Annotated in this window: 23 protein-coding genes; 18 read left to right on the top strand and 5 right to left on the bottom strand. The window is 59.3% G+C overall.

Annotated features, from left to right (window positions below; all coding sequences use genetic code 11):
- The first annotated feature begins 74 nt into the window (after positions 1-74).
- The 6 genes from PQU94_RS02880 (at position 75) to PQU94_RS02855 (ending at position 5,490) form a co-directional block, all read left to right on the top strand.
- Positions 75-911, top strand: a complete 837-nt coding sequence (locus tag PQU94_RS02880) for an alpha/beta hydrolase family protein (RefSeq protein WP_272739975.1) — start codon at positions 75-77, stop codon at positions 909-911.
- The gene (locus PQU94_RS02875; protein ID WP_272739974.1) at positions 908-1,333 is read left to right on the top strand and encodes a GNAT family N-acetyltransferase; all 426 of its coding nucleotides are present in this window, start codon (positions 908-910) and stop codon (positions 1,331-1,333) included. Before PQU94_RS02880 ends, PQU94_RS02875 begins: the two co-directional genes overlap by 4 nt.
- A 108-nt stretch (positions 1,334-1,441) precedes the next feature.
- The gene (gene moaA / locus PQU94_RS02870) at positions 1,442-2,455 is read left to right on the top strand and encodes a GTP 3',8-cyclase MoaA (protein WP_272739973.1); all 1,014 of its coding nucleotides are present in this window, start codon (positions 1,442-1,444) and stop codon (positions 2,453-2,455) included.
- 1 nt (position 2,456) lies between these two features.
- Positions 2,457-3,023, top strand: coding sequence for a molybdenum cofactor biosynthesis protein B (gene moaB / locus PQU94_RS02865; RefSeq protein WP_272739972.1), 567 nt, complete (start codon positions 2,457-2,459; stop codon positions 3,021-3,023).
- Entirely contained in the window at positions 3,020-4,243 is a 1,224-nt protein-coding gene (locus PQU94_RS02860) for a molybdopterin molybdotransferase MoeA (protein WP_272739971.1), read from the top strand. Before moaB ends, PQU94_RS02860 begins: the two co-directional genes overlap by 4 nt.
- A 71-nt stretch (positions 4,244-4,314) precedes the next feature.
- On the top strand, positions 4,315-5,490 hold the full coding sequence (locus PQU94_RS02855; protein WP_272739970.1) for a Yip1 family protein: 1,176 nt from the start codon (positions 4,315-4,317) through the stop codon (positions 5,488-5,490).
- Here the strand turns inward: PQU94_RS02855 and PQU94_RS02850 are convergent.
- Together PQU94_RS02850 and PQU94_RS02845 are read right to left on the bottom strand one after the other, a co-directional pair.
- Positions 5,479-6,306 (bottom strand): alpha/beta hydrolase, encoded by an 828-nt coding sequence (locus tag PQU94_RS02850; RefSeq protein WP_272739969.1) that lies wholly within the window; start codon positions 6,304-6,306, stop codon positions 5,479-5,481. The genes PQU94_RS02855 and PQU94_RS02850 overlap by 12 nt on opposite strands.
- A gap of 69 nt (positions 6,307-6,375) precedes the next feature.
- Positions 6,376-8,553: an FdhF/YdeP family oxidoreductase gene (locus PQU94_RS02845; RefSeq protein WP_272739968.1), complete on the bottom strand. Its 2,178-nt coding sequence runs from the start codon at positions 8,551-8,553 to the stop codon at positions 6,376-6,378.
- A gap of 125 nt (positions 8,554-8,678) precedes the next feature.
- Here PQU94_RS02845 and PQU94_RS02840 point away from each other — a divergent pair, with 125 nt between their 5' ends.
- From PQU94_RS02840 to PQU94_RS02830, 3 genes are all read left to right on the top strand, one after another.
- Positions 8,679-9,818 carry a murein hydrolase activator EnvC family protein gene (locus PQU94_RS02840; protein WP_272739967.1) on the top strand — a complete coding sequence of 380 codons (1,140 nt, stop codon included), beginning with the start codon at positions 8,679-8,681 and terminating at the stop codon, positions 9,816-9,818.
- A 110-nt stretch (positions 9,819-9,928) separates the two neighbouring features.
- Positions 9,929-11,386, top strand: coding sequence for a S41 family peptidase (locus PQU94_RS02835; protein ID WP_272739966.1), 1,458 nt, complete (start codon positions 9,929-9,931; stop codon positions 11,384-11,386).
- A gap of 263 nt (positions 11,387-11,649) precedes the next feature.
- Positions 11,650-13,047: an anthranilate synthase component I family protein gene (locus PQU94_RS02830; RefSeq protein WP_272739965.1), complete on the top strand. Its 1,398-nt coding sequence runs from the start codon at positions 11,650-11,652 to the stop codon at positions 13,045-13,047.
- A 3-nt stretch (positions 13,048-13,050) separates the two neighbouring features.
- On the opposite strand, the gene PQU94_RS02825 is transcribed toward PQU94_RS02830, so the two are convergent.
- The 3 genes from PQU94_RS02825 to PQU94_RS02815 all read right to left on the bottom strand — a co-directional run bounded on the left by PQU94_RS02825 (position 13,051) and on the right by PQU94_RS02815 (position 14,645).
- The gene (locus PQU94_RS02825) at positions 13,051-13,596 is read right to left on the bottom strand and encodes a TadE/TadG family type IV pilus assembly protein (protein WP_272739964.1); all 546 of its coding nucleotides are present in this window, start codon (positions 13,594-13,596) and stop codon (positions 13,051-13,053) included.
- On the bottom strand, positions 13,596-14,087 hold the full coding sequence (locus PQU94_RS02820; RefSeq protein WP_272739963.1) for a TadE/TadG family type IV pilus assembly protein: 492 nt from the start codon (positions 14,085-14,087) through the stop codon (positions 13,596-13,598). The genes PQU94_RS02825 and PQU94_RS02820 overlap by 1 nt, the downstream gene beginning before the upstream one ends.
- Positions 14,088-14,216: 129 nt before the next feature.
- Positions 14,217-14,645: a pilus assembly protein N-terminal domain-containing protein gene (locus PQU94_RS02815; RefSeq protein ID WP_272739962.1), complete on the bottom strand. Its 429-nt coding sequence runs from the start codon at positions 14,643-14,645 to the stop codon at positions 14,217-14,219.
- A gap of 376 nt (positions 14,646-15,021) precedes the next feature.
- Here PQU94_RS02815 and PQU94_RS02810 point away from each other — a divergent pair, with 376 nt between their 5' ends.
- The 9 genes from PQU94_RS02810 to PQU94_RS02770 all read left to right on the top strand — a co-directional run bounded on the left by PQU94_RS02810 (position 15,022) and on the right by PQU94_RS02770 (position 24,445).
- Complete coding sequence (locus PQU94_RS02810) at positions 15,022-15,189, top strand: Flp family type IVb pilin (protein ID WP_272739961.1); 168 nt, start codon at positions 15,022-15,024, stop codon at positions 15,187-15,189.
- A gap of 354 nt (positions 15,190-15,543) precedes the next feature.
- Positions 15,544-16,068 carry an A24 family peptidase gene (locus PQU94_RS02805; RefSeq protein WP_368407054.1) on the top strand — a complete coding sequence of 175 codons (525 nt, stop codon included), beginning with the start codon at positions 15,544-15,546 and terminating at the stop codon, positions 16,066-16,068.
- Positions 16,069-16,222: 154 nt separating this feature from the next.
- On the top strand, positions 16,223-17,134 hold the full coding sequence (gene cpaB / locus PQU94_RS02800; RefSeq protein ID WP_272739960.1) for a Flp pilus assembly protein CpaB: 912 nt from the start codon (positions 16,223-16,225) through the stop codon (positions 17,132-17,134).
- Between the two features lie 26 nt (positions 17,135-17,160).
- Positions 17,161-18,591: a type II and III secretion system protein family protein gene (locus PQU94_RS02795; protein WP_272739959.1), complete on the top strand. Its 1,431-nt coding sequence runs from the start codon at positions 17,161-17,163 to the stop codon at positions 18,589-18,591.
- Between the two features lie 11 nt (positions 18,592-18,602).
- Complete coding sequence (locus PQU94_RS02790; RefSeq protein ID WP_272739958.1) at positions 18,603-19,289, top strand: CpaD family pilus assembly protein; 687 nt, start codon at positions 18,603-18,605, stop codon at positions 19,287-19,289.
- A gap of 8 nt (positions 19,290-19,297) precedes the next feature.
- Complete coding sequence (locus PQU94_RS02785; RefSeq protein ID WP_272739957.1) at positions 19,298-20,743, top strand: CpaE/TadZ family protein; 1,446 nt, start codon at positions 19,298-19,300, stop codon at positions 20,741-20,743.
- A gap of 9 nt (positions 20,744-20,752) precedes the next feature.
- The gene (locus tag PQU94_RS02780) at positions 20,753-22,372 is read left to right on the top strand and encodes a TadA family conjugal transfer-associated ATPase (protein ID WP_272739956.1); all 1,620 of its coding nucleotides are present in this window, start codon (positions 20,753-20,755) and stop codon (positions 22,370-22,372) included.
- A gap of 36 nt (positions 22,373-22,408) precedes the next feature.
- Positions 22,409-23,389, top strand: coding sequence for a type II secretion system F family protein (locus PQU94_RS02775; RefSeq protein ID WP_272739955.1), 981 nt, complete (start codon positions 22,409-22,411; stop codon positions 23,387-23,389).
- 72 nt (positions 23,390-23,461) lie between these two features.
- Positions 23,462-24,445, top strand: coding sequence for a type II secretion system F family protein (locus PQU94_RS02770; RefSeq protein ID WP_272739954.1), 984 nt, complete (start codon positions 23,462-23,464; stop codon positions 24,443-24,445).
- The last annotated feature ends 13 nt before the right edge of the window (positions 24,446-24,458 follow it).

Genomic DNA, 24,458 nt, shown 5'->3' with positions numbered 1-24,458 from the left:
CGCCGGGAGGCATAGAAGATTGACCCCTTCCCGCCTCTTCTGTACCGCTTGCCACATATAAAAAGGACAAGCCCATGCCAAATGCCACCCCCGCCTTGCCCGTCGAAGCCCCACTGCCGGATCGTGTGATTGCACTATCCGACGGGGCGGCCAATGCGCCGGAGGGGGCGTGGCCAGACCGTATCCATAAGCGCATCACGCGCGCAGAAATGAGCGTTTTTTTGGCTCCAGCTCCCGCACGGGCCAGGGCCCTTGTCTATGGCGGGGGCGGTTATATCCATCTTGTTCATGACAAAGAGGGGGTAGAGGTTGCCCTGTGGCTCAATGCGCAGGGCATCGACGCCTATGTGCTGACGCACCGGATGCCCGGGCAAGCGGATGCGGACGGCGGTGTGTGGCCGTATGACATTGCGCTGACGGACGGCCTCAAGGCGCTCGATTATCTTGCAAGCCTGGCGCCTCTGCCGCTGCTGCACGTGGGCCTGTCGTCGGGCGGGCATCTGGCGGGCGTCATGGCCTGTCAGGACCATTCCCAAAAGGCCAAAGGGGCATTGATCGCCTATGCCCCGATCAATGCCAATCACCGCGACTATAAGGCGCCCGCGGGTAAACCGGACTATCCGCCTGCCGAAAAGCAGGCCTTTTACGACGCCTGGCCCATCGGCATCACCGCCGAGCCACACGGTATCCCCCGAATGCCGATATTTTTAGCCTACGCCCTGCACGATCAGGTCGTGCCGGTCGATCACGCGCTGAACCTGATCAAAGCCATGCAGCAGACGGGCAGCGAGGTCGATGCCCACATCTTCCCGCAAGCCCCGCATGGCTTTGCCCTGCGTGAGCTGGACGGCACGCACGATCAGTGGCCCTCGCTGGCGGCCCGCTGGATCGACAAGGTACTGGTGGGGTGATCCGCCCCGCAACCACCGCCGACGTCGCCGCCCTGACGCGCATCTGGGAAGAATCGGTGCGCGCCGCCTACGACTTCCTCGCCGAGGGCGATATCGACATTTACCGCCCCTACCTGCTGGCCGGGCTGATGGATGGCGAAGTGTGGGTGGCAGAAAAGGACAGTGCCCCCGCCGGCTTCTGCGTGCTGGCGGGTCAAAACACGCTGGCCATGCTGTTTGTCGATCCGGCGCAGCAACGGCACGGTGTGGGGCGCGCCCTGATCGCCCATGCCCGCGCGCTGAAAGGGCCGCTGATCGTCGAGGTCAACGAACAGGTGACAGGCAATGTCCTCTTTTATGAAAAATGCGGATTTTCGGTGACGGGGCGGTCGCAGACCGACGCGGCCGGCAATCCCTATCCGATCATCTACATGGCGCAATAGGGCGTACCTGGGGTCGGGGACGCCTTATTCGGACGCATAGCCCGTTCGAAAACGGACCTTGCCGTCTGAGCCCTTGTCCTGACCGCAATTTTCCGGCTATTCAAAGACATGCGTTCTGAACCCGCCCTGACCGACGCTTACAACCGCCACATCTCCTATGTGCGGATTTCGGTGACGGACCGCTGCGACCTGCGCTGTACCTATTGCATGTCGGAGAGACAGACGTTTCTTCCCCGCGAAAATCTGCTGAGTTTTGAAGAGCTTGATCGCCTCTGCCTGTTCCTGATCGAGCAGGGGGTAACACGCTTGCGCATCACGGGCGGGGAGCCTCTGGTGCGCAGGGGTATTCTGGACTTCCTGAAACGTCTGGGCACGCAGGTGCATAAGGGCCACCTGAAAGAGCTGACCCTGACCACCAACGGCACACTTCTGGCTGAGGCTGCGCCGCATCTGGTGGCGGCCGGCATCCGGCGGATCAATGTCTCGCTCGACAGTCTGGACGCCGACACCTTCCGCCGCATTACGCGCGGTGGAGATATCAAAAAAGTGCTGGATGGCATCGCGGCGGCGCAAAAAGTGGGCCTGAAGGTCAAGCTGAATACGGTCGCCCTGCAGCAGGACAATCGCCACTCTCTGCCGGAGATGATCCGCTTTGCCCACGCCAACGGTATGGACATCTCTCTGATCGAGACCATGCCGCTCGGTGAAGAGATTTCCGGGCGCGAAGACCAGTTCGTGTCGCTACGCGACGTGATGGCCGATTTGCAAAGCTTCTGGGACATCACGCCTTTGAGCGACACCACGGGCGGACCGTCGCGCTATTACCACGTGGCCGAAACCGCCGGGCGGCTGGGCCTGATCACACCGTTGAGCCATAATTTCTGCGACACCTGCAACCGCGTGCGTGTCACTTGCACGGGTCAGCTCTACATGTGTCTCGGGCAGGACGATCATGTCGACCTTCGGGCCGCGCTGCGTGAAGACACCAGCAATGCCGCCCTCAGCGCGGCCATGTCCGAGGCCCTGCGCCACAAACCGAAGGCGCACGACTTTTTCATCGGGGGGCAGGCCCCGCCAACCGCCTACACACCGCGCCGGACCATGTCCGTCACCGGAGGATAGAATGGAACTAACGGATAAAGAAAAATCCTACATCGGCGCGGGGCGCATCGACCCTGACCGTCCGTTTACGCCGGTCAATATCGCCGTCCTTACCGTGTCGGACAGTCGCACGCGCAACACCGATACCTCGGGTGATCTTCTGGACGCGCGCATCACGGCGGCGGGTCATCATGTGGCGGCACGGGAACTGGTGCGCGACGACAAGGACCATATTCGCACCGTCATCACCAACTGGATCGACTCAGGCAATGTTGATGTCATCATCTCGACCGGCGGCACCGGCATTACCGGGCGCGACGTGACCCCCGAAGCGGTCGAGCCTCTGTTCGACAAGCGTATCGACGGCTTTTCGACCATCTTCCATATGGTCAGTTTTCAGACCGTGGGCCTGTCCACCCTGCAATCGCGGGCGCTGGCGGGGATCATCCGCGGCGTCTTCGTCTTCTGCCTGCCGGGGTCGAACGGCGCGTGCAAAGACGGCTGGGACAAGGTCATCCGCTGGCAGCTCGATTCGCGCCACGGCCCGTGCAACATGGTCGAACTGATGCCGAGGCTTCTGGAAAAATGACGCGCAAGGGTATCCCCGTTGACGAGGCCGTCACGTTTATGCGCGAGGTCGCTCCGGCGCCGCAGACGCGCAAGGTTGCCTTGTCGAAGGCGCTGGGCCGTGTTCTGAGCGAGCCGGTCATCGCCACACGCGACCAGCCGCCGTTTGATGCCTCGGCCATGGACGGCTATGCCATCTGTAAGTCGCTGACCGACCCGGTGGCGCAGGGCGCACCCTTGCGCCTAATAGGTGAGAGCGCTGCGGGGCGCCGTTTCGAAGGTCGCATTGAATGGGGCGAATGTGTGCGCATCTATACCGGCGCACCGGTGCCCGACGGGGCCAAGGCCGTAGTCATTCAGGAAAATGTCCGCGTCACCGAGATGGGTGTGTTTATTGAGCCCGACGGCTGGAACGACCCCAAGACGCACATCCGCCCCCGAGGGCAGGACTTCAAGGCCGGGCACGAACTGCTCTCGGTGGGGCTGCGGCTCGATGCCTGGCGGCTGTCTCTGGCGGCGGCAGCGGGTCAAAAGACACTGAGGGTGGCGCGCCGGCCGCGCATTGCCATCCTCTCGACCGGTGATGAACTGGTCGCGCCGGGAAGCGAGCCGCGCGAGGATCAGATTTTTGAGTCCGGCTCTTTTGCGCTTTTGGCCATGTGCCGTCAGTGGGGGGCGAAGGCCAGCTTTGTCGGTGTCGAAAGCGACGATCTGGACGGTATTCACGACGCACTGAAAGACACAGAGGCCGACCTGATCGTCACCATCGGCGGGGCCAGTGTCGGCGACTATGATCTCGTCAAACCGGCGCTGGAGCGGCTGGGGCTCAGTATCGACTTTGGCAGCGTCAATATCCGGCCCGGCAAGCCGACCTGGACGGGTGCGCTCAATGACGGTCGTCGCGTGCTTGGCCTGCCCGGCAATCCGGCCTCCAGCATGGTTTGCGCGCAACTGTTCCTCAAGCCCTGGATCGAAGCCGCGTTAGGGCAAGTCAGACGCGACACGGTTTTAAGTTTGCCCGCCGCCGTCGATATTGCCGCCAACGGTCCGCGCGAAACCTGGCTCAGGGGGCGCATTGTGACGGATGACAAGGGTTGCCCGGCCCTGCGGCCCTTTGCCGATCAGGACTCGGCCCTGATCGCCGTCTTCGCCCAAAGCGACGTGCTCATCCGTCGCCTGCCGCACGCAACGGCAGCGAGAGCCGGCGATCTTCTGGCCTATGTGGCCCTGGACAGATACTGAAAACACGCGATTGACCCCGGCCATCGGCTGACCGACTATGCATCACTTTTTCACCTCTCAGGGGAGTTTTCATGTCGACCGTCGAAGCCACCACCCGTCCGCCGATCCTGGACCGCATCAGGGGCATCTTGCTGCGCCCGTCGCCAGAGTGGGAAACAATCGCCTCTGAGCCCACCAGCAAGGCCGCCCTCACCACCGGCTATGTGATGATTTTGGCGGCCATCCCGGCCATTGCCGGCTTTGTCGGCAACAGTCTGGTCGGCATGTCCTTTATGGGCATTAGTAGCAAACTGCCGGTCGTCAGCGGCCTGATCATCGCGGTGCTGGGCTATGTGCTGTCGATCGTGTCGGTCTACATCGCTGCCTTTGTTATCAACGCGCTGGCCCCCAATTTTGGCGGCGTCAAAAACGATGTGCAGGCCTTCAAGGTCGCGTCCTACGCGATGACAGCGGGGTGGCTGGCGGGGATTTTTGCCCTGCTGCCGATGCTGGGGGTATTGGGTCTGCTGGGGCTTTATGGTCTCTACCTGCTGTACACCGGCTTGCCGCGCCTTATGCAGTCGCCCAAAGAAAAAAGCATGGGTTACACGGCGGTTGTCGTCGTGGTCATGATCGTCATTCAACTGATCATCGGCGGCATCACCGGAGCAATTATGGCAACTAGGATGATGGCGGGCGGGGCACCGAACCTGACCGGTCAGATGAAGGTCGACACGCCCAACGGCTCGGTGCAGGTTAATGGTAACGACCTTGAAGCGGCCGCGAAGAAGATGGAGGCCGCGGCCAAGGCCATGGAAGAGGGCAAGGCCACCCCGGCGGTGGAGCCGGCCAAGCTTGATGCCCTGCTGCCTGCCACCTTCATCGGCGCGGCCAAGAGCGAGGCGGGGGCCTCGGGCGGCGGTACGGGCAGCTATTCGGCCTCGGAGGCACACGCCGTCTATGCGCAGGGCGACAAGCGCGTTGAGCTGAAGGTGTCTGACATCGGGGCAATGGGGGCGCTGGCAGCCTTTGGCACGGCGATGAACGTCTCTTCGTCCAGCCAGAGCGGCAACAGCTACGAAAAGGTCCACTCGGACAAGGGCAAGATTATCAGCGAGAAGTGGGATGGGGATTCGCAGTCGGGGAGCTATTCGGTGGTCATTGGTGAGCGGCTGGTGATAGAGGCCAGCGGCAATGCCGATATGGCAACGTTAAAGGCCGCCGTGGCCGCAATCAACGAGGGTCAGGCGCTTAGCTTAGTGAAGTGAGCTAAGCCAGTTGTCATAAACGCCATAGATACCGGTGCGGGTGAGGGTCGAATGGCCTTCGCCCGCCATACGTTTGAAGGTCTTGGGTTGCGGGGCCAGCGCGTACAAATGCTCACCGTGCGCAAAGGGGATCATGTCGTCGCGGTCGCCGTGCACAATCAGGATCGGCATATGCACAAAGCCGATGCGGTCGCGGTTAGCAAACTTGTCCAGCATCAGCCATTGCACCGGTATGTAGGGGTAACGCTCCTGCGCCACGTCGGACGCCGCCGTGAACGGGGCTTCGAGGATCAGGCCTTTGGCGGGACGCTGGGTTGCCACGTAGGTCGCCACACCTGAGCCGAGTGAATGACCGTGAATGACGATCTGTTGCGGCTGATAGCCTGACTGTTTCAGCCAGTCGTAGGCGACCAGTCCATCCATGAACAGACCGTCTTCGGTCGGCGTTCCCGTTGAAGCCGAAAAGCCGCGATAGGCCAGAGCCAGGAAGCCGTCACCGCGTTTGTGCATTTCGACATAGCGGTGGCTTTGTTGGTCCAGCGGTCGCCCTTGTCCGCCGAAGAAAAGATAAAGGGGCCGCCCGTGCGCCGGCGGCAGATACCAGGCCTGAAGCGTCTCGCCATCGGGGGTTTTCAAGCGAATATCCCGGATGCCGGGCACTTCAGAGACGTTTGGACGAATATCGGCGTGCGGCGTTATGTAGAGCTTGTCGCGTTGCACCACAAACAGGTAGCCACAGGCCCCGGCATAGGCCAGACCCGCCATCAGGATCAGCGCCATAAGCAACCGCCTGATCCACATCATCAGCGTTTTCATCTGTGCCCCCATCCGTCTGTCCGCGCCTATTATCATTAGGGATGGTGACAGAGAGATTACAAGGGAAGGTTAGGCGTTTTTTCGCACCTGCACAGGCGTGGCCTTGAAGGACGGGGTGCGGCTACGCGGGTCGACCGCCGTAGCGGTCAGCACATTGGCTTCGGGGTAGTAGGCCATAACCGAGCCGCGCGCCAGATCGAAGACCCGCACCCGCGCGCCGTTCATCAGGCCGTGTTCGGACTCCACCACCACGGCGTCGCCGTCTCTGAGACCAAGCCCGGCCATGTCTTCGGCGTTCATCATCACGTCCAGGCGGTCCATGCCACGATAGCTGTCGGTACGTTCATAGATGATCGAGTTGAACTGCCCTTCTGAGCGCACCGTGGTCAGAAGCAGTCCCCCCTTCACCGGAGGCAGGTCGCGCACGACAAAGTGCGCGCGCCCCGATTTGGTTTTGAACTCTGGTGCGTGCAGAATGCGTCCGCGGATATGGAATTCGCGTTTGGCGATGTCGATATCCGCCAGATCCTCCAGACCCGGCACGATGCGCGCAATGGCTTCGCGGATAGTGCGGTGCTGTTTGAAGGCCTCGAAATCGACCGGACTGTCTGGCAGGAGCCGCCGCGCCAGCTCGCACAATATCTCCGTTTCCGGCCGAACCGACTTTAGGCGGCAGATGCCGCCGTCACTTAGGCGCACGAAGTTGAACATGGATTCCTGGGTCGTCGGCTGCCACTCCTCGTCGCGCGCGGTGACGGGCAGGATCAGGGCTTCGCTGTCGTCGTGACCGTGGACGTGGCCGCGATTGAGCGTGGTGGTCAGGAACAGCTTGAAGCCGATGCGCGCAAAGGCCGCCTCGGCAAAGGCGCTGTTAGGATTGGCCTCGTACAGGTTACCGCCCATGATAAGGGCGGCGTCGATCTCTCCGCGATGCGCCGCCTCCATGCCGCGCATGGTGTCGAGGCCTTTTTCGCGCGGCAGAGCAACCCCCAGGGTCTCTTCCATGCGTGCCATCACTTCAGCCGCCAGCACGGGCTTGACACCGATAGTGCCTATGCCCTGTACATTGGAATGACCCCGTAGAGGCAGGAGTCCGGCGCCCGGCCGTCCAATCTGCCCGCGCACCAGGCACAGATTGGCGATATATTCGACATTATCGACGCCGTTCAAATGGTGCGTAATCCCCATGCCCCAGGCGATCACCGCCGACTTAGCCCGCGAATAAATACCCGCTACACGTTCAATATCCGCCTGAGTTAGACCCGTACGCGCCTCGATTTCCGCCCATGCGGTGGCCGCAATATCGGCGCGCAGGGCCGCAAAACCCTCTGTATGATCGGCTATAAAATCGTCGTCCTGCGCCCCATTCTCCAGGACCGCCTTGATCAGCCCCTTCACTACGGCAAGGTCCGACCCGATGCGGGGTTGCAGATAGTCAGAGGCGATCCAGTCGCCGCCCGATACCATCGACTTCACGTTCTTCGGCAGGGCAAAGCGCACCAGCCCGGGCTCCTTGGCCGGGTTGATGACCACGACCTCGCCGCCGCGATCGCGCACCCCTTTGAGTTTGTGGATAAAGCGCGGGTGATTGGACGACGGATTGGCCCCGATAACCAGAATGAAATCGCAGCGGTCGAGGTCTTCCATCTCCACCGTCGCCGTGCCGGTGCCGATGGTGCTGTCGAGCCCGACCCCCGTCGCCTGATGACAGTAGTAGGAGCAGTTATTGACATTGTTGGTGCCATAAAGACGCGCCAGCAGTTGCAGCACGAACCCCGCCTCGTTCGACGAACGCCCCGATGAGTAGAAGAAGCTTCGCTCGGGCTTCGTCGCGGCAAACCGCTGCGCCGCCAGATCGAGCGCAAAGTCCCAGTCCACCGGCACATAGCGGTCCGAGCCGGCCGCCTTATAGATGGGAAAGGCCAGCCTCCCCAGATGCTCCAGCTCATGACCGTCCAGCTCGCGCAGGTCCGACAGGCTGTGGTCAATCACCTCTGGCGGGATACCCGGCTGAATATCGGTCGATTGCGCCTGAATGGACTTGTTGCACACTGAGGGGAATTCACCCGCCTCATTGGTCATGCCGCCCTTCTGCCCGCCCATACCCAGCGCGCAGGCCTTGCAGGCATTCTTGGCCGTCAGGGCCTTGGCCGTGTTGTCGAGGCCGATGCGCGTGGCGGTCTTCAGGGCGTAGAGCACCTTCTTGGCACCACCGCCGACAACGGGTTTGGGGGTCGGTCTGTTCATGGGGGCAGTTTACACCCGACGATGAGATATGGGAATGTACCGCCGTGGTCCTGATCCTTCCTGAGAACGGATTTAGGTTAACCTCCCCTAACGGCGAATTAACCTTCTCCCTTTAGCCTGAGCCGATGATCCCTTACCCTGCCCTGCTGCGTGCCGCAAAGCCGGCGGCGCTGACGCTGCTCGTGCTGTTGTGCACGGGCACGGTGGGTGCGCAGCCTGTGCAGAAGCCCTTAAGCAAGCAGGCGCAGACCGAGTTGGACACGCTGGGGGCGGAGTTGCGCACCAACGCCCGCAAGCGCGAGCAAAAACATCAATCGGCGCGGGAGATCGCGCAGGAAATGGAACGCCTGCGGTCGCAGATGATCGACATTGCCCGCACGCAGGGCGCGTCGGAAAAGCGCGCAGCGATTTATCGGGCACGGTTAGAGACGCTGAGCTTGCTTGAGGCCGATATGACACGACGGCTGGGGACGTTGCGCAACAAGCAGGCGCGGTTGCTAAGCGCCTTACAGATCTATTCGCGCAACCCGCCACCGACGATTTTCGTTTCGACGCGCAAGGCCAATGACGCGGTGATCGCGGCCATATTGCTAAAAGAGATTACGCCGGAGCTGAAAAAGCGCGCGGCTGTCCTGTCGGAGGAAAACCGCAACCTGATCCGTGTGCGTCGTGAGGCGGCCTTGCAGAACGAGGCACTGTTTATTTCCGAAAGCGACGTGTCGGAGCAGCAAAAGCAGCTTGAAACCCTGATGGCCGATCGGGCGGCGCTGGAGGACCAGCTTCTGCGCGAAGCCGACGCCATTGAGGCGCGCAATCTGGAGCTCGAGGCCAGGCAGCGGACCCTGCTGGGCCTGCCCTCACCCCTGCGCCCGGCCCAGAGCCGCACGCTGGACTTGCAACTGCCCGTCGTCGGCGAAAAGGCCGCCAGCTATGGCGAGACGGTGGACGGTCAGACGAGCCGGGGGCTGCGGTTGAAAACCTCGCCGGGGGCACAGGTGCGCAGCCCCGGCAATGGCCGCATCGAATATGCCGGACCGCTGAACGGATATGGGCAGGTGATCATTCTGGATATCGGCAATGAGTATCGGGTCGTCATGACTGGGCTGGGGCGCGTCTATGTCGATCCCAACCGCACCGTGGCCAGGGGCGAACCCCTTGGGCGCACACCCAATCTGACCGATAAGCCGACGGTCTTCTACATGGAGCTGCGCAAGGGCGAGAACCCTGTCAACCCGGCCACCGGCTTCGATCTGAGCAAGCTGTAAAGGCCCTGTTTACGCCACATTAAAAGCCTGTAGTATGGGGAGTGAGCGTCTGTGCCACCGTCCGTTGGGCGGTGACCATTACGGAGCCAGGTGGCTCCAAAGAGGACTATATGAGAAATTACTTCCTGGGCGGCGTCGCCGCTCTGGCCCTGAGCATCGGTGCGGTGGCCTACGCCAATCAGCCGGCCTTTTCGCCCAAGTCCGATACCTATGAAATGCTTGAGCTGTTTGGCGACGTGGTGGCGCTGGTCAAGCAGAACTATGTGGTTGAGGTGGACGACAAAAAGCTGATCGAAGCCGCGCTTCAGGGGATGCTGTCCTCACTCGACCCCCATTCCAACTACCTGTCGGCGGATGATTTCACTGATCTTCAGGAACGCACGAAGGGCGCCTACGGCGGCATCGGCCTTGAGGTGCAGTCCGAAGACGGCGCGGTCAAGGTCGTCACCCCGATGGACGACACGCCGGCCATGAAGGCGGGCATCCAGTCGGGCGACTTCATTACCGCCATCAATGGCACCTCGATTCTTGGGATGCGCCTGACTGAGGCCGTGTCGCAGATGAAGGGCGAGCCCAATACCGACCTGACCCTGACCATCTATCGCGAAGGCAAGGACGAACCCTTCGACGTCAAGCTGAAGCGCGAAGTCATAAATGTGAAGTCGGTCAAGACGCGCATGGAGGGCGATTACGGCTATCTGCGCATCTCTAACTTCAACGAAAATACGGCGCGCGAATCCTATGACGCCCTGAGCGATCTGCGCAGCAAGAACCCGCAGATGAAGGGCCTTATCCTTGACCTGCGCAACAATCCGGGCGGCCTGCTCGATCAGTCGGTGGGCGTCGCCGACCTCTTCCTCGAAGGCGGCGAAGTGGTGTCGCAGCGCGGGCGCAAGCCGGACGACATTACCCGTTATCAGGCCCATAAGGGCGACATCATGAACGGCAAGCCGATCGTGGTGCTGACCAATCCGGGGACGGCCTCGGCGGCGGAAATCGTGGCGGGCGCGCTTCAGGACCACAAGCGGGCCTCGACCGTCGGTCTGACCACCTTTGGTAAGGGCTCGGTGCAGAGCGTCATCAATCTGGGCGAAAACCGCGCGGTGAAGATGACGATTGCCCGCTATTACACGCCGTCGGGACGCTCGATCCAGAAAACCGGTATCGAACCTGATCTGGAAGTGGCTCAGTCGCGCGATCAGGCCAGGGTGATCGCCAACCGCGCCTATTCCTTCTCCGAAGCGGACTACAAGAACGCGCTCGATGCCGACGAAGGTAAGAAGCGTCAGGAACCGCACGTCGTGTCCGAAGTGCCGCCCGACTCCTATGACGTCAAGACGGGCGATTTCCAACTGGCGCGCGCCATCGATGTGCTGAACTATGGCGGCGATGTGAAGATGGCGGCGGCCCACCCGCGCGGTCTGAAACTGGCCATGTCGGATCTGGTCGATGCGCCGACCCAGCGCTTTGCTGGAAAGACCAAGGCGGGCCCGGTCTCGCCGGCGGCTCCTGCGGCCCCGGCGGGCAGTGCATCGTCTGCGTCCTCTACCTCGTCGAAACCGAAGTAAGCCTTAAGCCCCCGCCCATCGGCGGGGGTTTTTGCATCCGGCGATGGGCGGGGAGCGTATTAGAGACAAAAAGACGCCCGATGCTTTGGCACCGGGCGTCAGGATACATCTCATGGACCTCCATCCATAGGCCAGTCGCCCTACTTGCCAACGATTGTCTGAAAAGACAGGCTTGTGTGGCGGAACCTGCAATCATAATGATCCTCAATGGCTTAACGGGCGAATCAAGTTGCCGTGAGAGTTGAGCCCGCCCGCCGTGAACAATGATGACCCCCGCCCCGCCTGAGTATCTGCACAGTCTCTGTCTGCCTTACCAGCCCCCCGAAACCTTTTTCGGGACTGTGCTGACATCGGATCAATGCGCGGGTTTCCTGTCCGATGGCGGAGCGCTGGGGCGCTGGTCGTGGCTATGCCTGGCCCCCGATGAGACGGAGGTGTTCGCCTTCGACGACACGCGCCGACCGGAAGAGGTGCTTCGCTGCGCCTGCACGCAGGTTCTGTGCGATACAGTTATCCACGCCGACGATCCGGGAGACCGGCCGCCCTTCACTGGCGGCCTGATCGGGCTGGCCGGGTTTGAACTGGGGCCACGGCTGGAGAACCTGGCGAAGCGCGCCTTTCATCTGGGACAGGACGCGTGGCCTGAACTGGTGCTGATGCGCTTTTCTGCGGTTCTGGCCTTCGATCTGCATCAGAAGCGGTGTCTGGTTCTGGGACGCGGGACGACACCGGAGGAGGCGCGTCAGCGAGCGGAGGCCCTGGCAGCGCAGACCGAGACCGCAGCCTCCGGCCCACAACCCGCCGCCCTGATGGACGCGCCACTGATCAGCGAAACGCCGGACGCAGATTTTGAGACCAAGGTGGGGACGTTGGTGGGGAAAATTCACGCCGGCGATTTGTTTCAGGCCAATCTGGCGCGAGGCTGGCGTGGGGCATTGAAGTCTGGCGTGACCCCTGAGCAGGTTTTGCAGGCCTTGAGCGAAGCCGGTGCCAGTCCCTTCGGAGCCTTCGTGCGCTTCGGTGAGCGCGCCGTCGTGTCGAACAGCCCCGAGCGCTTTATCCGACTAGACGCCGACGGACGCATGGAAACCCGACCGATAAAGGGGACGCGCCCGCGCGGGCACACGCCACAAGCCGACGCGGCCCTCGGTCAGGATCTTATGAACAGTGACAAGGACCGCGCTGAAAACCTGATGATCGTCGATCTGATGCGGCACGACCTGTCGAAAGTGGCAAAGGTCGGATCAGTTCGGGTTGAGGCCCTGAATGCGCTGGAATCCTACCCGAACGTCCACCACCTGGTGTCGGTCGTGACAGCGCAACTGAAGGCAGGATACACGCCCGCCGACGTCCTGATGGCCACCTTCCCGCCCGGGTCGATTTCCGGCGCTCCGAAGGTGCAGGCGATGAAGGTCATTCAGGCGCTGGAAGCGCCGCGCGGTCCCTATTGTGGGTCGCTGTTCTGGGTCGATGCATCGGGCGCGATGGATTCCAATGTGCTGATCCGCACCGCGGCTTTTGAACGCAATCCACAGGGCAAATGGCAGTTGAGAGTCAGTGCCGGCGGCGGCATCGTCGCCGATTCCGTCCCGGCCGACGAACGGCGCGAAACCGAAACCAAGCTGTCCCTGTTCCGGCGCGTGCTGGAGCAAGGGCTTTAGCCCTCACTTTAGCGGGATGTACGAACCCGAACGCGGGTGGTGGAATGCCTTCTTCTTAAACGTCGTATTTACCGGCAAGAACTGTGCAATTGGAGGCGTGAAATCGTACACAACTTCTGTAATTATTAGGCTTTCTCCGACAGGCAACTGGTCGGTAGTCAACCCACTCACGTCGACGTCACCAGTCCCCTGCCAATTCCGACGCTGATCCCAATCCTTTTTTATAATCTGCGTTACACTGTCTCGGGTGACACTTGATATTCTTATCTGAAGCTTAGTTCCAGCCGGGAACGGCTTAAGTAAGCTGCTACCCAATTCAAATATATCATTCACATTGTCGGTTGTGACACTTTCAGATTGCGCAACCAGATCACCCATCGTGGCCGTGAGATGAGCGGCTTTCCTATTCGCAGTCATTCCAATGGCAAGGTCAGCTAAGCCCCAGTAAATGATAATCAGAAGAGGCGCGAGTATTGCAAACTCTACCGCCGCTGTCCCACGGTTTGAACGGGCACATGATCTTAAGCGTTTTTGTATTTGGATCAGCATCAGAAAGGCTCATTCCTAAAAACAACACTCGAGGTAATGACCATTTCTCCGCTGCTGAGTGCCGTGAAACCCGGTTGTAGAAACGGGCTAAAAACCTTCCATGGATAGTACGCTCTCACGAGCTGGATTTTGGTGCCATCTCCCGCCTGATAGGATGTGTTCTGAAATTGGCCGTTTACAATTATTTCGGGCGCCTGATTGACCAGTTTAAACGAGTCGAAGGTTCTAACGTCGACGCGCAGTTTCACCGTACAATCTGACCCCAGCCAAGCCATTTCCGCGCACGTTTTGGCAATGAACTCATTCGCGCTAACAGGCTTGCTCACCAAACCCGTTCGGATTTCGCGAGAGACTTTGGCTGTAGCCAAATCAAGAGACACACCGGCAACCAGAACAATTGCAAGCTCGATGCAACCCATGACAAGGCCGAAAAATGGGAAGGCTATCAGTGCAAACTCAACGGCGGTTGCACCATCTCGATTGCGCCACAAACACGGTCGGCGACGCGGCCAACACCTTGTAGAAATGTTGCGTAGATTTCGCACCTGTTTGGTCCCATACAAGAATGTTGGGTACATTCTAGACAATGTGAGTCAACAGGCAGTTAAGTTTTTCTGCTATCAGTTGGCAGGAGCAGCCGGCGCAACAGAGGTCGCTTGCGTTGAAGACTGCATGCCTTCAGTCTGCTCAATACAGGTACGCCCGCAGATCAGGGTCGTTGACTTCAGTCCCTTGAAGACCGTGACCCCCCCTTCGACAGGGGTGCCGACCATCACATCGGCATCGAAAATATTGCGCCCGGCACCATCGGTGACAGAAACGGAAGATCTGCCAAATCCTCGCCCTATAATATAAAGCGTGCGAGAGTCGACGACGGTCACATCGGCTATATCAGGATTACCAACAACGACAGATCCAGCGGATGCCGGCAAAACCACTCTGGCACTATGGTTTTTCTCAATCACAATCCTGCTGGCGGCCTCCGCTGCCCCCGAAGACCATAGGGCCATCAAAAACAAAAGACCGCTTTTCATCATCATTTTGGTCATCGTTGCCTCCGATTGAAAGAGACCGGAACGGTTGTGCCCCCGGCGCAACCCCCAGCCTATCTCAGGAATGTGAGATTCAGGTTAGAAACACAGGTAAACAACAGATGTTTAAAAATGCTAAACGCAATATTAATCGGAAAAATTGATATGAAAATTCAATATTCAATGTCGTTTAAAAGAATTAACCTTAACGAGAATTTACAGTAAACATCTATTAACTATAGAAAAATTACCCAGAGATTGCAAAATTTACTTCGTATTAATTGTGAGCCCATATTCTGAAAACGTGTTCGGGAGCAAGTGAGCCAAGCAACTCACCACCCCGGTCCGAAGTTACAACTCACTTGCTTAGCATACTACTCTAATGGAGACTCTCATGACCAACCTCATCAAGAACTTTGCCAACGACGAGTCGGGCGCCACCGCCATCGAATACGGCCTGATCGCCGCTCTGATTGCCGTCGCACTCGTGACCGTGCTCACCACTCTGTCGGGCAAGATTCAAGGCACCTTCACGAAAATCTCGACTGCGATGCCGCAATAAAGATTCTGGGTTCGCCCTCAATCTACCCAGGGCCACAGGCTTCGGCCTGTGGTCTTTTTTCGTTGGAGATAGGAATGCTTAAGCTACGCGACTTTATTTCTGACGAGACCGGCGCCACAGCTGTCGAGTATGCGCTCCTAGGCGCTCTCTTGGTGATGGGGCTATTGACAGCCTTCAAAGCTTGGGGCGATAGCTTCACAGTTCTCTACACGACCATTTCCGAAAAGATCGGAAGCGTAAATTAAGGGGCATTCCTCCCTTCGCTCAAACGAGTGCAATTCAGCGTCCGCTAGAAGACAATGTTAACCAAGCTGATGCTAACCTGCAGCACAAGCCATAGTTTCCGAGATATATATGCACCCTGCAGCCATTCCGATGTTGTTTGGTTTAGCCCTACCCGTGTGCCTTATTTGGGCGGCAGCCAGTGATTTACGGACTATGACAATCCCAAACCGATTAAATCTTATCTTATCGGCGAGCTTTTTCCCTGTTGCCGTACTGTTAAGCCTCGACCCTAGTGACATCCTTGTTCACGTTGGCCTCGCCGTGGCAGCACTATTCGTTGGTTTTGCAGGGTTCGCTTTTCGAGTGATCGGTGGTGGTGACGCAAAGCTCCTTGCGGCGAGCACCTTATGGTTTGGACTCGGAGGCCTGGTGCCGTTTCTCACATATACAGCAATAGCAGGTGGAGCGTTCACCCTAATACTTTTACTCGCGCGACAGTCTCTGCAAATCTACACACCAACTCTACCGGAGTGGATACAGACGCTCTTAGAACCTAAAGGTGATATCCCCTATGGTGTCGCGATCTGCGTGGGCGGCTTACTGTCGATCCCGAGCAGCGATCTTTGGCAGCTTCTAAATAAGCTAGCGACGTAGACCGATTGCTACCTGGCATCCGGACAATTTTACCCGTTTCTCACGTTTCCTTAGGCTCCCGTTAACCACCGTTAAGCCAAGATTCATGGCAATTGCCAATTGACTGGCTTTCCGCGCGCGCCAGAACGCCGCCGGGGCATTGAAGGGACTCTCCATGAAGGCGTCACGTTTTGTCGTAGTCGGCATCGCCGCGATTGCGGCGATACTTCTGGCACTGGTCGTGCGCGGTATGATCGGCGGTAGCAACTCTGCTGGCGCGAATGCCCCACAAAAAGTCACCGCCGAGGCACCAACGGTCAAGGTGCTGGTCGCGGCGCGTCATCTGAAAGTCGGTGAACGCATCGCTGAAGCCGATCTGAGCTGGAAGACGTGGCCGCAGGACGGTATCAGCGAGGGATATTTTACCGACAAGCCCGTGACGCCTGTCGCCCCCATCGAAGCCAAGTCTTCTGAAGACAAGGCGCTCGAAAAAAATGTCCAGGCAGGCGCGGCAAAGGTGGCCGAGGCCGCCGATAAGGCGCTGAACCCGACGCGCGGTATGGATGCCGTTCTGGGCGGGGTTGTCCGCGAAGAGATGCTTGCCAACGAACCGATCGTCGCGCGCAAGGTCGTGCGCGCTGACGCTGGAGGCTTTATGGCTGTCATGCTGGCGCCCGGCATGCGCGCCATGGCCGTGCCGGTCACCGTCGAAAGCACGGCGGGTGGCTTTATCCTACCTGGCGACCGCGTCGATATAGTGGTTTCGACAGAAGTTCAAACCAACGGTCAGACGTCTCACGTGGCCAAACCGGTCCTGCGAAACGTCAAGGTTTTGGCCGTCGACCAGACGGTCGAAGCCAAGTCTGACCAGCCATCGGTCATCGGTGCAACCGCCACTTTGGAGGTCCGCCCGGATGAGGGAGAGGCTCTGGCGCAGGCCAAGGCGCAGGGGCCGCTATCACTGATGTTGCGTTCCTATGCCGATGCTGGAGGGCCGTCCGGCCGCGCGGGGACAGCTTCAGGCGCAGGTAACAAGGTTGTCGTCTATCGCAACGGCCAGGGCACGGATGTGCCGGTAACCCGATGAGAGTTTCGATGAAGAGACATTTTGACATGGCCCGGCCCCGTCCAGCCCTCACCGCTTTTGCCGCCGGCTTGCTGATCAGCACTCTGGCGGCTACCGGCGTTCAGGCCGCGCCGAAGCCTTACAGCGCCGTTGGCGGCGGCATGACGGTCCAGACCCAGACCTCCGGCCTGCGCACGCAGGTGCTTAATCTGGCCAAGGGGCGCTCAGCGGTCATCGACCTACCGGTGGATGCCGCCGATGTCTTCGTGTCCAATCCCGCGGTTGCCGATGCCGTTCTGCGCACGCCACGCCGCATCTTTGTGCTGGGCGTCGCGGCCGGTCAGTCGGACGCCATCTTCTTTGATTCCGCCGGTCGCCAGATTCTCAACCTTCAGGTCCGGGTAGGCGTATCGACCGATCAGTTGTCCGATACCGTGCGCAAGCTCTATCCGCAGTCGGATGTCGAGGTGCAGAGCGTTAATGGCTATGTCATCCTGTCGGGTGTAGTGTCGAGCGCCAGCGAATCCGAGGCTATTCAGCGCTTGTCCGTAGCCTTTGCGGAAAAGCCAGAAAACATCATTAACATGCTGGCCATTGCCGGTAAGGATCAGGTCAGCCTTAAGGTGCGCATTGTCGAGATCGAGAAATCCTCGATCAAGCAACTGGGGTTCAACTTCAACGGCCTGTCCGGTCAAACCGGTGAAGTCCAATACGGCATTGAAAACACTCCGACCTATGGCACCAATGGCAAATCCCTAGGCGGCATGCAGATTGGGTATAAAGACAAGCTTTTGTCGGCCTCGCTTCAGGCCTTCGAGCGCGTCGGTCTGGTCAGAACACTGGCAGAGCCTAATCTCACCGCCGTTTCCGGCGAATCAGCCAAGTTTCTGGCCGGGGGGGAGTTCCCCGTTCCAGTTGCCAAGGATGCGCAAGGCCGCATCACCGTAGAATTTAAGACCTACGGCGTCGGTCTGGGCTTTACCCCTGTGGTCCTCTCGAATGGCACGATTTCGCTGAAACTTTCGACCGAAGTCTCGGAAGTCGTCAATACAGGTGCCTTCTCGCTTGATAACACCTTCACTATTCCCGGACTGTCGGTGCGCCGTGCTGAAACGACAGTCGAACTACCGTCCGGCGGCGCGCTGATGATTGCCGGCCTGTTGCAATCGAAATATAAGCAAAGCGTGGACTCTTTGCCGGGTATGACCACGATCCCGGTGCTGGGGGCACTGTTCCGTTCGCGCGACTTCCTTGATCAGCAGACGGAAATGGTCGTCATCGTTACCCCCTACATTGTCTCGGCCAAATCTCCGGATACCTTCCAGACGCCCGCCGACAACTTCCAGGTCGCCTCGGACCTCGAATCCGTCTTTCTCGGCCGCCTGAATAAATCCGTACGCGCCAAGCGCGGAGAAGTTGCCGAGGCGCCGCCACCGGCCGGAAGCTATAAGGCCCCCATTGGCTATGTGATCGAATAGGAACCCGCGACATGCTCATGAACCGCCAGGCCCCCTTGCGACTCACCGCCCTGCTCCTTGGTGCGGCCCTGCTTTCGGGGTGCGCCACCGACGCACCTCCGACACCGCAATCTCAGGCCGTAACGCCGCTCGACCAATATCCGATGACGGCGGAGTCGCGCAGTGACTCTCTGCATTTCAAGATTCACCCCCAAAGTGGCCTGTCCGACAGTCAGCGACGCGCACTTGAGCAACTGGCGCATAAAGCCAGCTGGAACGGTGGCGGAGCGATGGACATCACCATTCTAACTGCCAATACGCCCGATGCCCTGCGCGCCGGATCAGCCATTCGCGCCTATCTCAACGACCATCAGGTCAGCCCCAATGTCGTGACACAAACAACCGCCGACAATCAGCCTGCCGATGTGGTCAGTCTGATCACGCATGAATACCGGGCTTCGGTGACGGCATGTAATCTCGACTGGGAAAACCTGACGGCCACCCGACATAACGCTATGCCGCAGAATATGGGTTGCGCCCTTAATGCCAATTTGGCCTCGCAGATCGACGATCCACGCGACATCGCGGGTCCTCAACCGGCGGTTCCGGGCGATGCCGGGCGCCGCAGCGTCATCATCGACAAGTATCGCAAGGGTGAAGTCACTTCGGCGGCAAAAGATGAAGCCGCCAAGAGCGATATCGCCCAGGCCCTCAAGTGAGATCGTCCATGTCCTCTCAAGCCAGACAGCCTGATCCATTCGAAGATTTCGACGATGCCGACGACAGCTTCACACAGAACTATGAAGCAGCAGATGCTATTGACCTCAACGATCCCTTTGAAGATCTGCCAGATGATGACCTGCAACCGCTAACACCTCCCTCAGGCCTCACGCGTCAGGCCTTGACTACTGCGGGGTTCTCGGGTGCAGAAGTGGGTGTGTCCGAACTTATGGGCGACGAACTGGGCGCGGTGTCGATCCCGCGCATTGGCATTCACTTCTTCCCCGAAAATGACACGACGCTCCAGGCCTGCGATACCGCGGCACTGGACCGACGCATGGCACGTGCCCAATCCCTCGTGCGTCGCGGCGGCATCGAAGAAGCCATCGCCGCCTATCAGCATGAACCCACGCCTTCGCTCCTGATCGTGGAGTCCAGCCAGACGGCCCACGGCCTGCTGGAGCAGCTCGGCCGTCTGGCCGAAGTGTGCGACACCAACACCAAGGTGGTGGTCATCGGGGCGCACAACGACATTTCTTTGTACCGCGAACTGATCCGTCAGGGTGTGTCGGAGTATATGGTGGCACCGGTCAAACCGCTGCAACTGATCAAGTCAATTGCCACCCTGTTCAACGATCCGGAAACGCCTTTCGTAGGTCGTGCCATCGCCTTTATCGGCGCACGCGGCGGGGCGGGTTCATCGGTGTTGGCGCATAATTTCGCGCACAGCCTGTCGGAAGTCATGCAGGCTAATACGGTCATCGCTGATTATGACCTACCCTTTGGCACCGCCGGCCTCGACTTCAATCAGGACCCGCTGCAAGGCATGGCGGACGCGCTCAATGAGCCGGAACGCCTTGATCCGGTACTGCTCGATCGGATGCTGACGCGTTGCACCGAGCGTTTGTCATTGTTCTCCGCTCCGGCTTCGCTCGACCAGGACTATCTAGCAGACGAGCAAGCCTTTGAAGAGGTGACGCGCAAGGTGCGCTCAGTTGCACCGTTTATCGTGATGGATCTGCCTCACATATGGACGCCGTGGCTCAAAAAATGCCTGATCGCCGCCGACGAGGTGGTGATTGTCGCGACGCCCGATCTGGCGTCACTGCGCAATGCCAAGAACCTGATCGAACTACTCAAGTCTTTCCGGCCGAATGACAATCCGCCGCGCGTTGTCCTCAACCAAGTCGATATGCCAGGCCGCCCGGAAATACCGGTTAAGGATTTCACGGCGGCTCTGGGCGTCGCCCCGGTCTGCACCATCGCCTTCGATGCCAAGACCTTCGGCCAGGCGGCCAATAATGGTCAGATGATCGCTGAATGCGCCCCCGCCTCCAAGGCCCACGAGGCGCTTTTGACCTTGACGGCCACCATTACGGGACGGGCACCGGAAACGAAGAAGAAGGCCGCCTCTTCCTCTTTGATCGGGAAATTTTTCCCGAAGAAGAAGTGAGGCCATTAGGTGTTCGGAAAGCGCCCCACGGACTCATCGGGTACGCCCGCAGGCTTCGGTGCCGCACCGCGCGCGACCGCACCTTCGCCGGGCGCACAGGCTGCCGCGCAGATGCGCCCGCAGGCCTTGAGCGGAGCGAGTGCGTCCGCGGAAAAGGCTAAGGACATCAAGGGCGCGCCGCCCCCTGCAAAGCCGGGCGGCGATATTGCCACACGGCCGCAGGGTGTAGCGGATGCGCCGCGCGCAAACGAAGATCGCCGCAGTACCGACAAGCCTGCCGCCAAGGGAGGCAAACTGGCTGCCGGGCTTGATCAGATGCACAAGGCGCAGGCGGTTACCGAGATTGTCCGTGAGCAGTCCGATTATTACCACGCCACCAAAACGGCAATATTCAACGCGCTTCTGAATACAATCGATCTATCGCAACTCGCGCAACTGGATCAGAAGGCGGCGGCGGAGGAAATCCGCGATATCGTCTCCGAACTGGTGACGATCAAGAACGTCTCCATGTCCATAGTCGAGCAGGACGCGCTCGTTCAGGACATCATCAATGACGTTCTGGGCTACGGGCCACTGGAGCCGCTGCTGGCGCGCGATGATATTGCGGATATCATGGTCAACGGCGCGGGCCGCGTCTTCATCGAAGTCTCCGGCAAGGTACAACTGACCAACGTGCGCTTCCGCGACAACGCGCAACTGATGAATATCTGTCAGCGCATCGTGTCTCAGGTCGGCCGCCGTGTTGATGAAAGCTCGCCCATCTGCGACGCCCGCCTGCCGGACGGGTCGCGCGTCAACGTCATCGCGCCGCCATTGGCGCTGGATGGCCCGACGCTTACCATCCGGAAGTTCAAAAAGGACAAGCTGACCATGCGCAACCTGGTGGAGTTCGGCTCCATCAGCCCGGAAGGCGCGCGGGTGCTGGGCGTTATCGGGGCGTCTCGCTGTAACGTGTTGATCTCCGGCGGTACCGGTTCGGGCAAGACGACGCTGCTCAACACAATGACCGCATTCATCGACCCCACCGAGCGCGTCATTACCTGCGAAGACGCCGCCGAACTGCAACTTCAGCAGCCGCATGTGGTGCGTCTGGAAACCCGTCCGCCGAATTTGGAAGGTCAGGGCGCGATCACTATGCGCGATCTGGTCAAAAACTGTCTGCGGATGCGTCCCGAACGCATCATCGTCGGCGAAGTGCGTGGCCCGGAGGCCTTCGACCTCCTGCAGGCCATGAACACCGGTCACGACGGTTCGATGGGAACCCTGCACGCCAATACCCCTCGCGAAGCCATTTCGCGTCTGGAATCCATGATTACTATGGGCGGCTACGGCCTGCCCTCGCGAACTATCCGCGAAATGATCGTGGGGTCTGTTGACATCATTGTTCAGGCCGCCCGTCTTCGCGACGGTTCGCGGCGCATCACCCACATTACCGAGGTTCTGGGTCTCGAAGGCGATGTAATCATCACCCAGGACCTGTTCCTGTACGAGATCGAGGGTGAGAACAAGGAAGGTAAGATCATCGGTCGCCACCGTTCGACCGGTATCGGTCGTCCCCGCTTCTGGGACCGCGCCCGCTATTATGGTCTGGAGCGCGAACTGGCGGAGGCACTCGATGCCGCAGAATAGCCCTCGCCTTAACACATCGGGTTCGGGGGAACGCCCATGACGATCATCCTGATCGCATTCCTAAGCTTTGTGGTTCTAGCCTCGGTGGGCTTTGTCCTGACCAGCGGCGGCGGCTCTGAGGTCGCGGCCAAACGCGCTCAGGCTATCGCTGTAGGGGCAGGCACTGCTGCCCGTCGCAAGGGCCAGCGCGGCGCCGTAAGCAAGACGCCTGAAGAGCGGCGCAAGCAGATCATGCTGCAACTGAAAGAGTCCGAGCAGCGGGAGCGCAAGGCCCGTCTGTCTCTTACCGCTCGTCTGCAACATGCGGGTTTAGCCCCAAATGTCAAAACCTTTTGGATTTGGTCAATCGCATTAGGCTTGGTCGCATCGATTGCCGTCTTGATTTTTAGCCGCATGCCTTTAGCCGCGCTCGGCGCTGGGTTCGCCTTCGGTTACGGTGCTCCACGTTGGTGGCTCTCGTTTTTAGCAAAACGGCGGACGACAAAATTTACGGCCAGTTTTGCCGACGCTATCGACATTCTAGTGCGCGGCATAAAGTCGGGCTTACCTGTTTATGATGGCTTGAAGGTGATCGCCAAAGAACTTCCGGCGCCGCTGGGTCCAGAGTTCCAGCGCTTAAACGAAAATATTTCCATAGGAATGGGATTGGATTTGTCGTTGGAAAAGATGTGTGAGCGAATGCCGACGCCGGAACTGCGCTTTTTCACCATCGTCATCGCCATTCAGCAAAAAACCGGGGGTAATCTGGCCGAAGCGCTGGGCAACCTCTCTAACGTCCTACGTTCAAGACGCATGATGCGGGAGAAGGTAAAAGCTTTGTCCGGCGAAGCCATAGCTTCTGCGAGCATTATTGGGGTACTTCCACCCGGCGTGGGGTTGATGATTTACCTAACGAACCCCGTTTACATGTCAACTCTGCTAACAGACCCTAGGGGCAATATTATGCTGCTGGGCGGTGCAGTTTGGATGCTTTGCGGCATCCTGATGATGCGCAAGATGATTAATTTCAAGATTTAGGCGAAATGATTTTTCCATGAAAACTCAGACACGCCCCGCCAAAAAAAGTGAGTCTTTCATGGTGATAACATCATGAAAGAGCTTGCCTACACTCTGATGCAACCGGCCAACTTGATTGCAGTCTTGGTCGCCGTTCTATCTTTTCTTGCAGTGCTCACACTCCTACGCTCCTCCGTCTCCGGTGAGCAACTCGACAAACGCATGAAAGCCGTCGCGCAACGGCGTGAAGAACTGCGACGTCAGGCACGTCAGACCCTAGCTCAGCCGGGCCAGAACAGCGGCCTGCGCCAGACCGACGAGAGCCTTTATAAGCGCATCGTAGACCGCCTAAATCTGAAGACCCTGCTCGAAGACCCTAAGGTAGTCGATAATCTAGCTATGGCCGGTTTTCGTGGCCCCAAGCCGGTGACAACCTTTTACTTCTTCCGATTCCTGATGCCCTTCGTCATGGGGGCGTTTGCGACCTTTTATATCTATGTGGTCAACGATTTCGGTCAGCCGCCTAATATTAAGATCCTGATCTGCGTCGCCATGTTCGTCGCGGGCTATTATGCGCCCAACATTTACATAAGCAACGCCGCCTCCAAGCGCCGCGCCTCCATCGTCACTGCTTTCCCCGATGCGCTGGACCTGCTTCTGATCTGCGTCGAAGCCGGTATGTCGATCGAAGCCGCCCTGCAAAAGGTGTCGCAGGAAATCGGTTCGGCGTCGATCGAACTGGCCGAAGAGCTGTCGCTTTTGGTGGCGGAACTGTCTTATCTGCCCGAACGCCGCATGGCCTATGAAGGGCTGGCGCGCCGGACCAACTATCCGGGTATCAAATCAGTCTGTACCGCCATGATTCAGGCTGAAAAATACGGCACGCCGCTGGGCACCGCTCTGCGCGTTATGGCCAAGGAAAACCGCGAACTGCGCCTGTCGGCCGCAGAAAAGAAGGCCGCAGCCCTGCCAGCGCAGTTGACCGTGCCGATGATCGTCTTTTTCTTGCCCGTTCTTTTTGTCGTCATTCTGGGTCCGGCGATATTGAACGTCATGGATATGATGCACAAGAAGTAGGCATTGCCCCTCG

Origin of the sequence: Asticcacaulis currens (genome assembly GCF_028550395.1) — a bacterium.
In the GTDB taxonomy this organism is placed as follows: domain Bacteria; phylum Pseudomonadota; class Alphaproteobacteria; order Caulobacterales; family Caulobacteraceae; genus Asticcacaulis; species Asticcacaulis currens.
The sequence above is the reverse complement of the archived record's forward strand: the minus strand, read 5'-3'. Positions and strand labels throughout refer to the sequence as shown.

What these genes read in the sequence shown, in the direction of transcription:
- PQU94_RS02880 (WP_272739975.1), top strand. Translation starts at nt 75, where the DNA reads ATGCCAAATGCCACCCCCGCCTTGCCCGTCGAAGCCCCACTGCCGGAT.
- moaA (WP_272739973.1), top strand. Translation starts at nt 1,442, where the DNA reads ATGCGTTCTGAACCCGCCCTGACCGACGCTTACAACCGCCACATCTCC.
- moaB (WP_272739972.1), top strand. Translation starts at nt 2,457, where the DNA reads ATGGAACTAACGGATAAAGAAAAATCCTACATCGGCGCGGGGCGCATC.
- PQU94_RS02860 (WP_272739971.1), top strand. Translation starts at nt 3,020, where the DNA reads ATGACGCGCAAGGGTATCCCCGTTGACGAGGCCGTCACGTTTATGCGC.
- PQU94_RS02855 (WP_272739970.1), top strand. Translation starts at nt 4,315, where the DNA reads ATGTCGACCGTCGAAGCCACCACCCGTCCGCCGATCCTGGACCGCATC.
- PQU94_RS02850 (WP_272739969.1), bottom strand. Translation starts at nt 6,306, where the DNA reads ATGAAAACGCTGATGATGTGGATCAGGCGGTTGCTTATGGCGCTGATC.
- PQU94_RS02845 (WP_272739968.1), bottom strand. Translation starts at nt 8,553, where the DNA reads ATGAACAGACCGACCCCCAAACCCGTTGTCGGCGGTGGTGCCAAGAAG.
- PQU94_RS02840 (WP_272739967.1), top strand. Translation starts at nt 8,679, where the DNA reads ATGATCCCTTACCCTGCCCTGCTGCGTGCCGCAAAGCCGGCGGCGCTG.
- PQU94_RS02835 (WP_272739966.1), top strand. Translation starts at nt 9,929, where the DNA reads ATGAGAAATTACTTCCTGGGCGGCGTCGCCGCTCTGGCCCTGAGCATC.
- PQU94_RS02830 (WP_272739965.1), top strand. Translation starts at nt 11,650, where the DNA reads ATGATGACCCCCGCCCCGCCTGAGTATCTGCACAGTCTCTGTCTGCCT.
- PQU94_RS02825 (WP_272739964.1), bottom strand. Translation starts at nt 13,596, where the DNA reads ATGCTGATCCAAATACAAAAACGCTTAAGATCATGTGCCCGTTCAAAC.
- PQU94_RS02815 (WP_272739962.1), bottom strand. Translation starts at nt 14,645, where the DNA reads ATGACCAAAATGATGATGAAAAGCGGTCTTTTGTTTTTGATGGCCCTA.
- PQU94_RS02810 (WP_272739961.1), top strand. Translation starts at nt 15,022, where the DNA reads ATGACCAACCTCATCAAGAACTTTGCCAACGACGAGTCGGGCGCCACC.
- PQU94_RS02805 (WP_368407054.1), top strand. Translation starts at nt 15,544, where the DNA reads ATGCACCCTGCAGCCATTCCGATGTTGTTTGGTTTAGCCCTACCCGTG.
- cpaB (WP_272739960.1), top strand. Translation starts at nt 16,223, where the DNA reads ATGAAGGCGTCACGTTTTGTCGTAGTCGGCATCGCCGCGATTGCGGCG.
- PQU94_RS02795 (WP_272739959.1), top strand. Translation starts at nt 17,161, where the DNA reads ATGGCCCGGCCCCGTCCAGCCCTCACCGCTTTTGCCGCCGGCTTGCTG.
- PQU94_RS02790 (WP_272739958.1), top strand. Translation starts at nt 18,603, where the DNA reads ATGCTCATGAACCGCCAGGCCCCCTTGCGACTCACCGCCCTGCTCCTT.
- PQU94_RS02785 (WP_272739957.1), top strand. Translation starts at nt 19,298, where the DNA reads ATGTCCTCTCAAGCCAGACAGCCTGATCCATTCGAAGATTTCGACGAT.
- PQU94_RS02775 (WP_272739955.1), top strand. Translation starts at nt 22,409, where the DNA reads ATGACGATCATCCTGATCGCATTCCTAAGCTTTGTGGTTCTAGCCTCG.
- PQU94_RS02770 (WP_272739954.1), top strand. Translation starts at nt 23,462, where the DNA reads ATGAAAGAGCTTGCCTACACTCTGATGCAACCGGCCAACTTGATTGCA.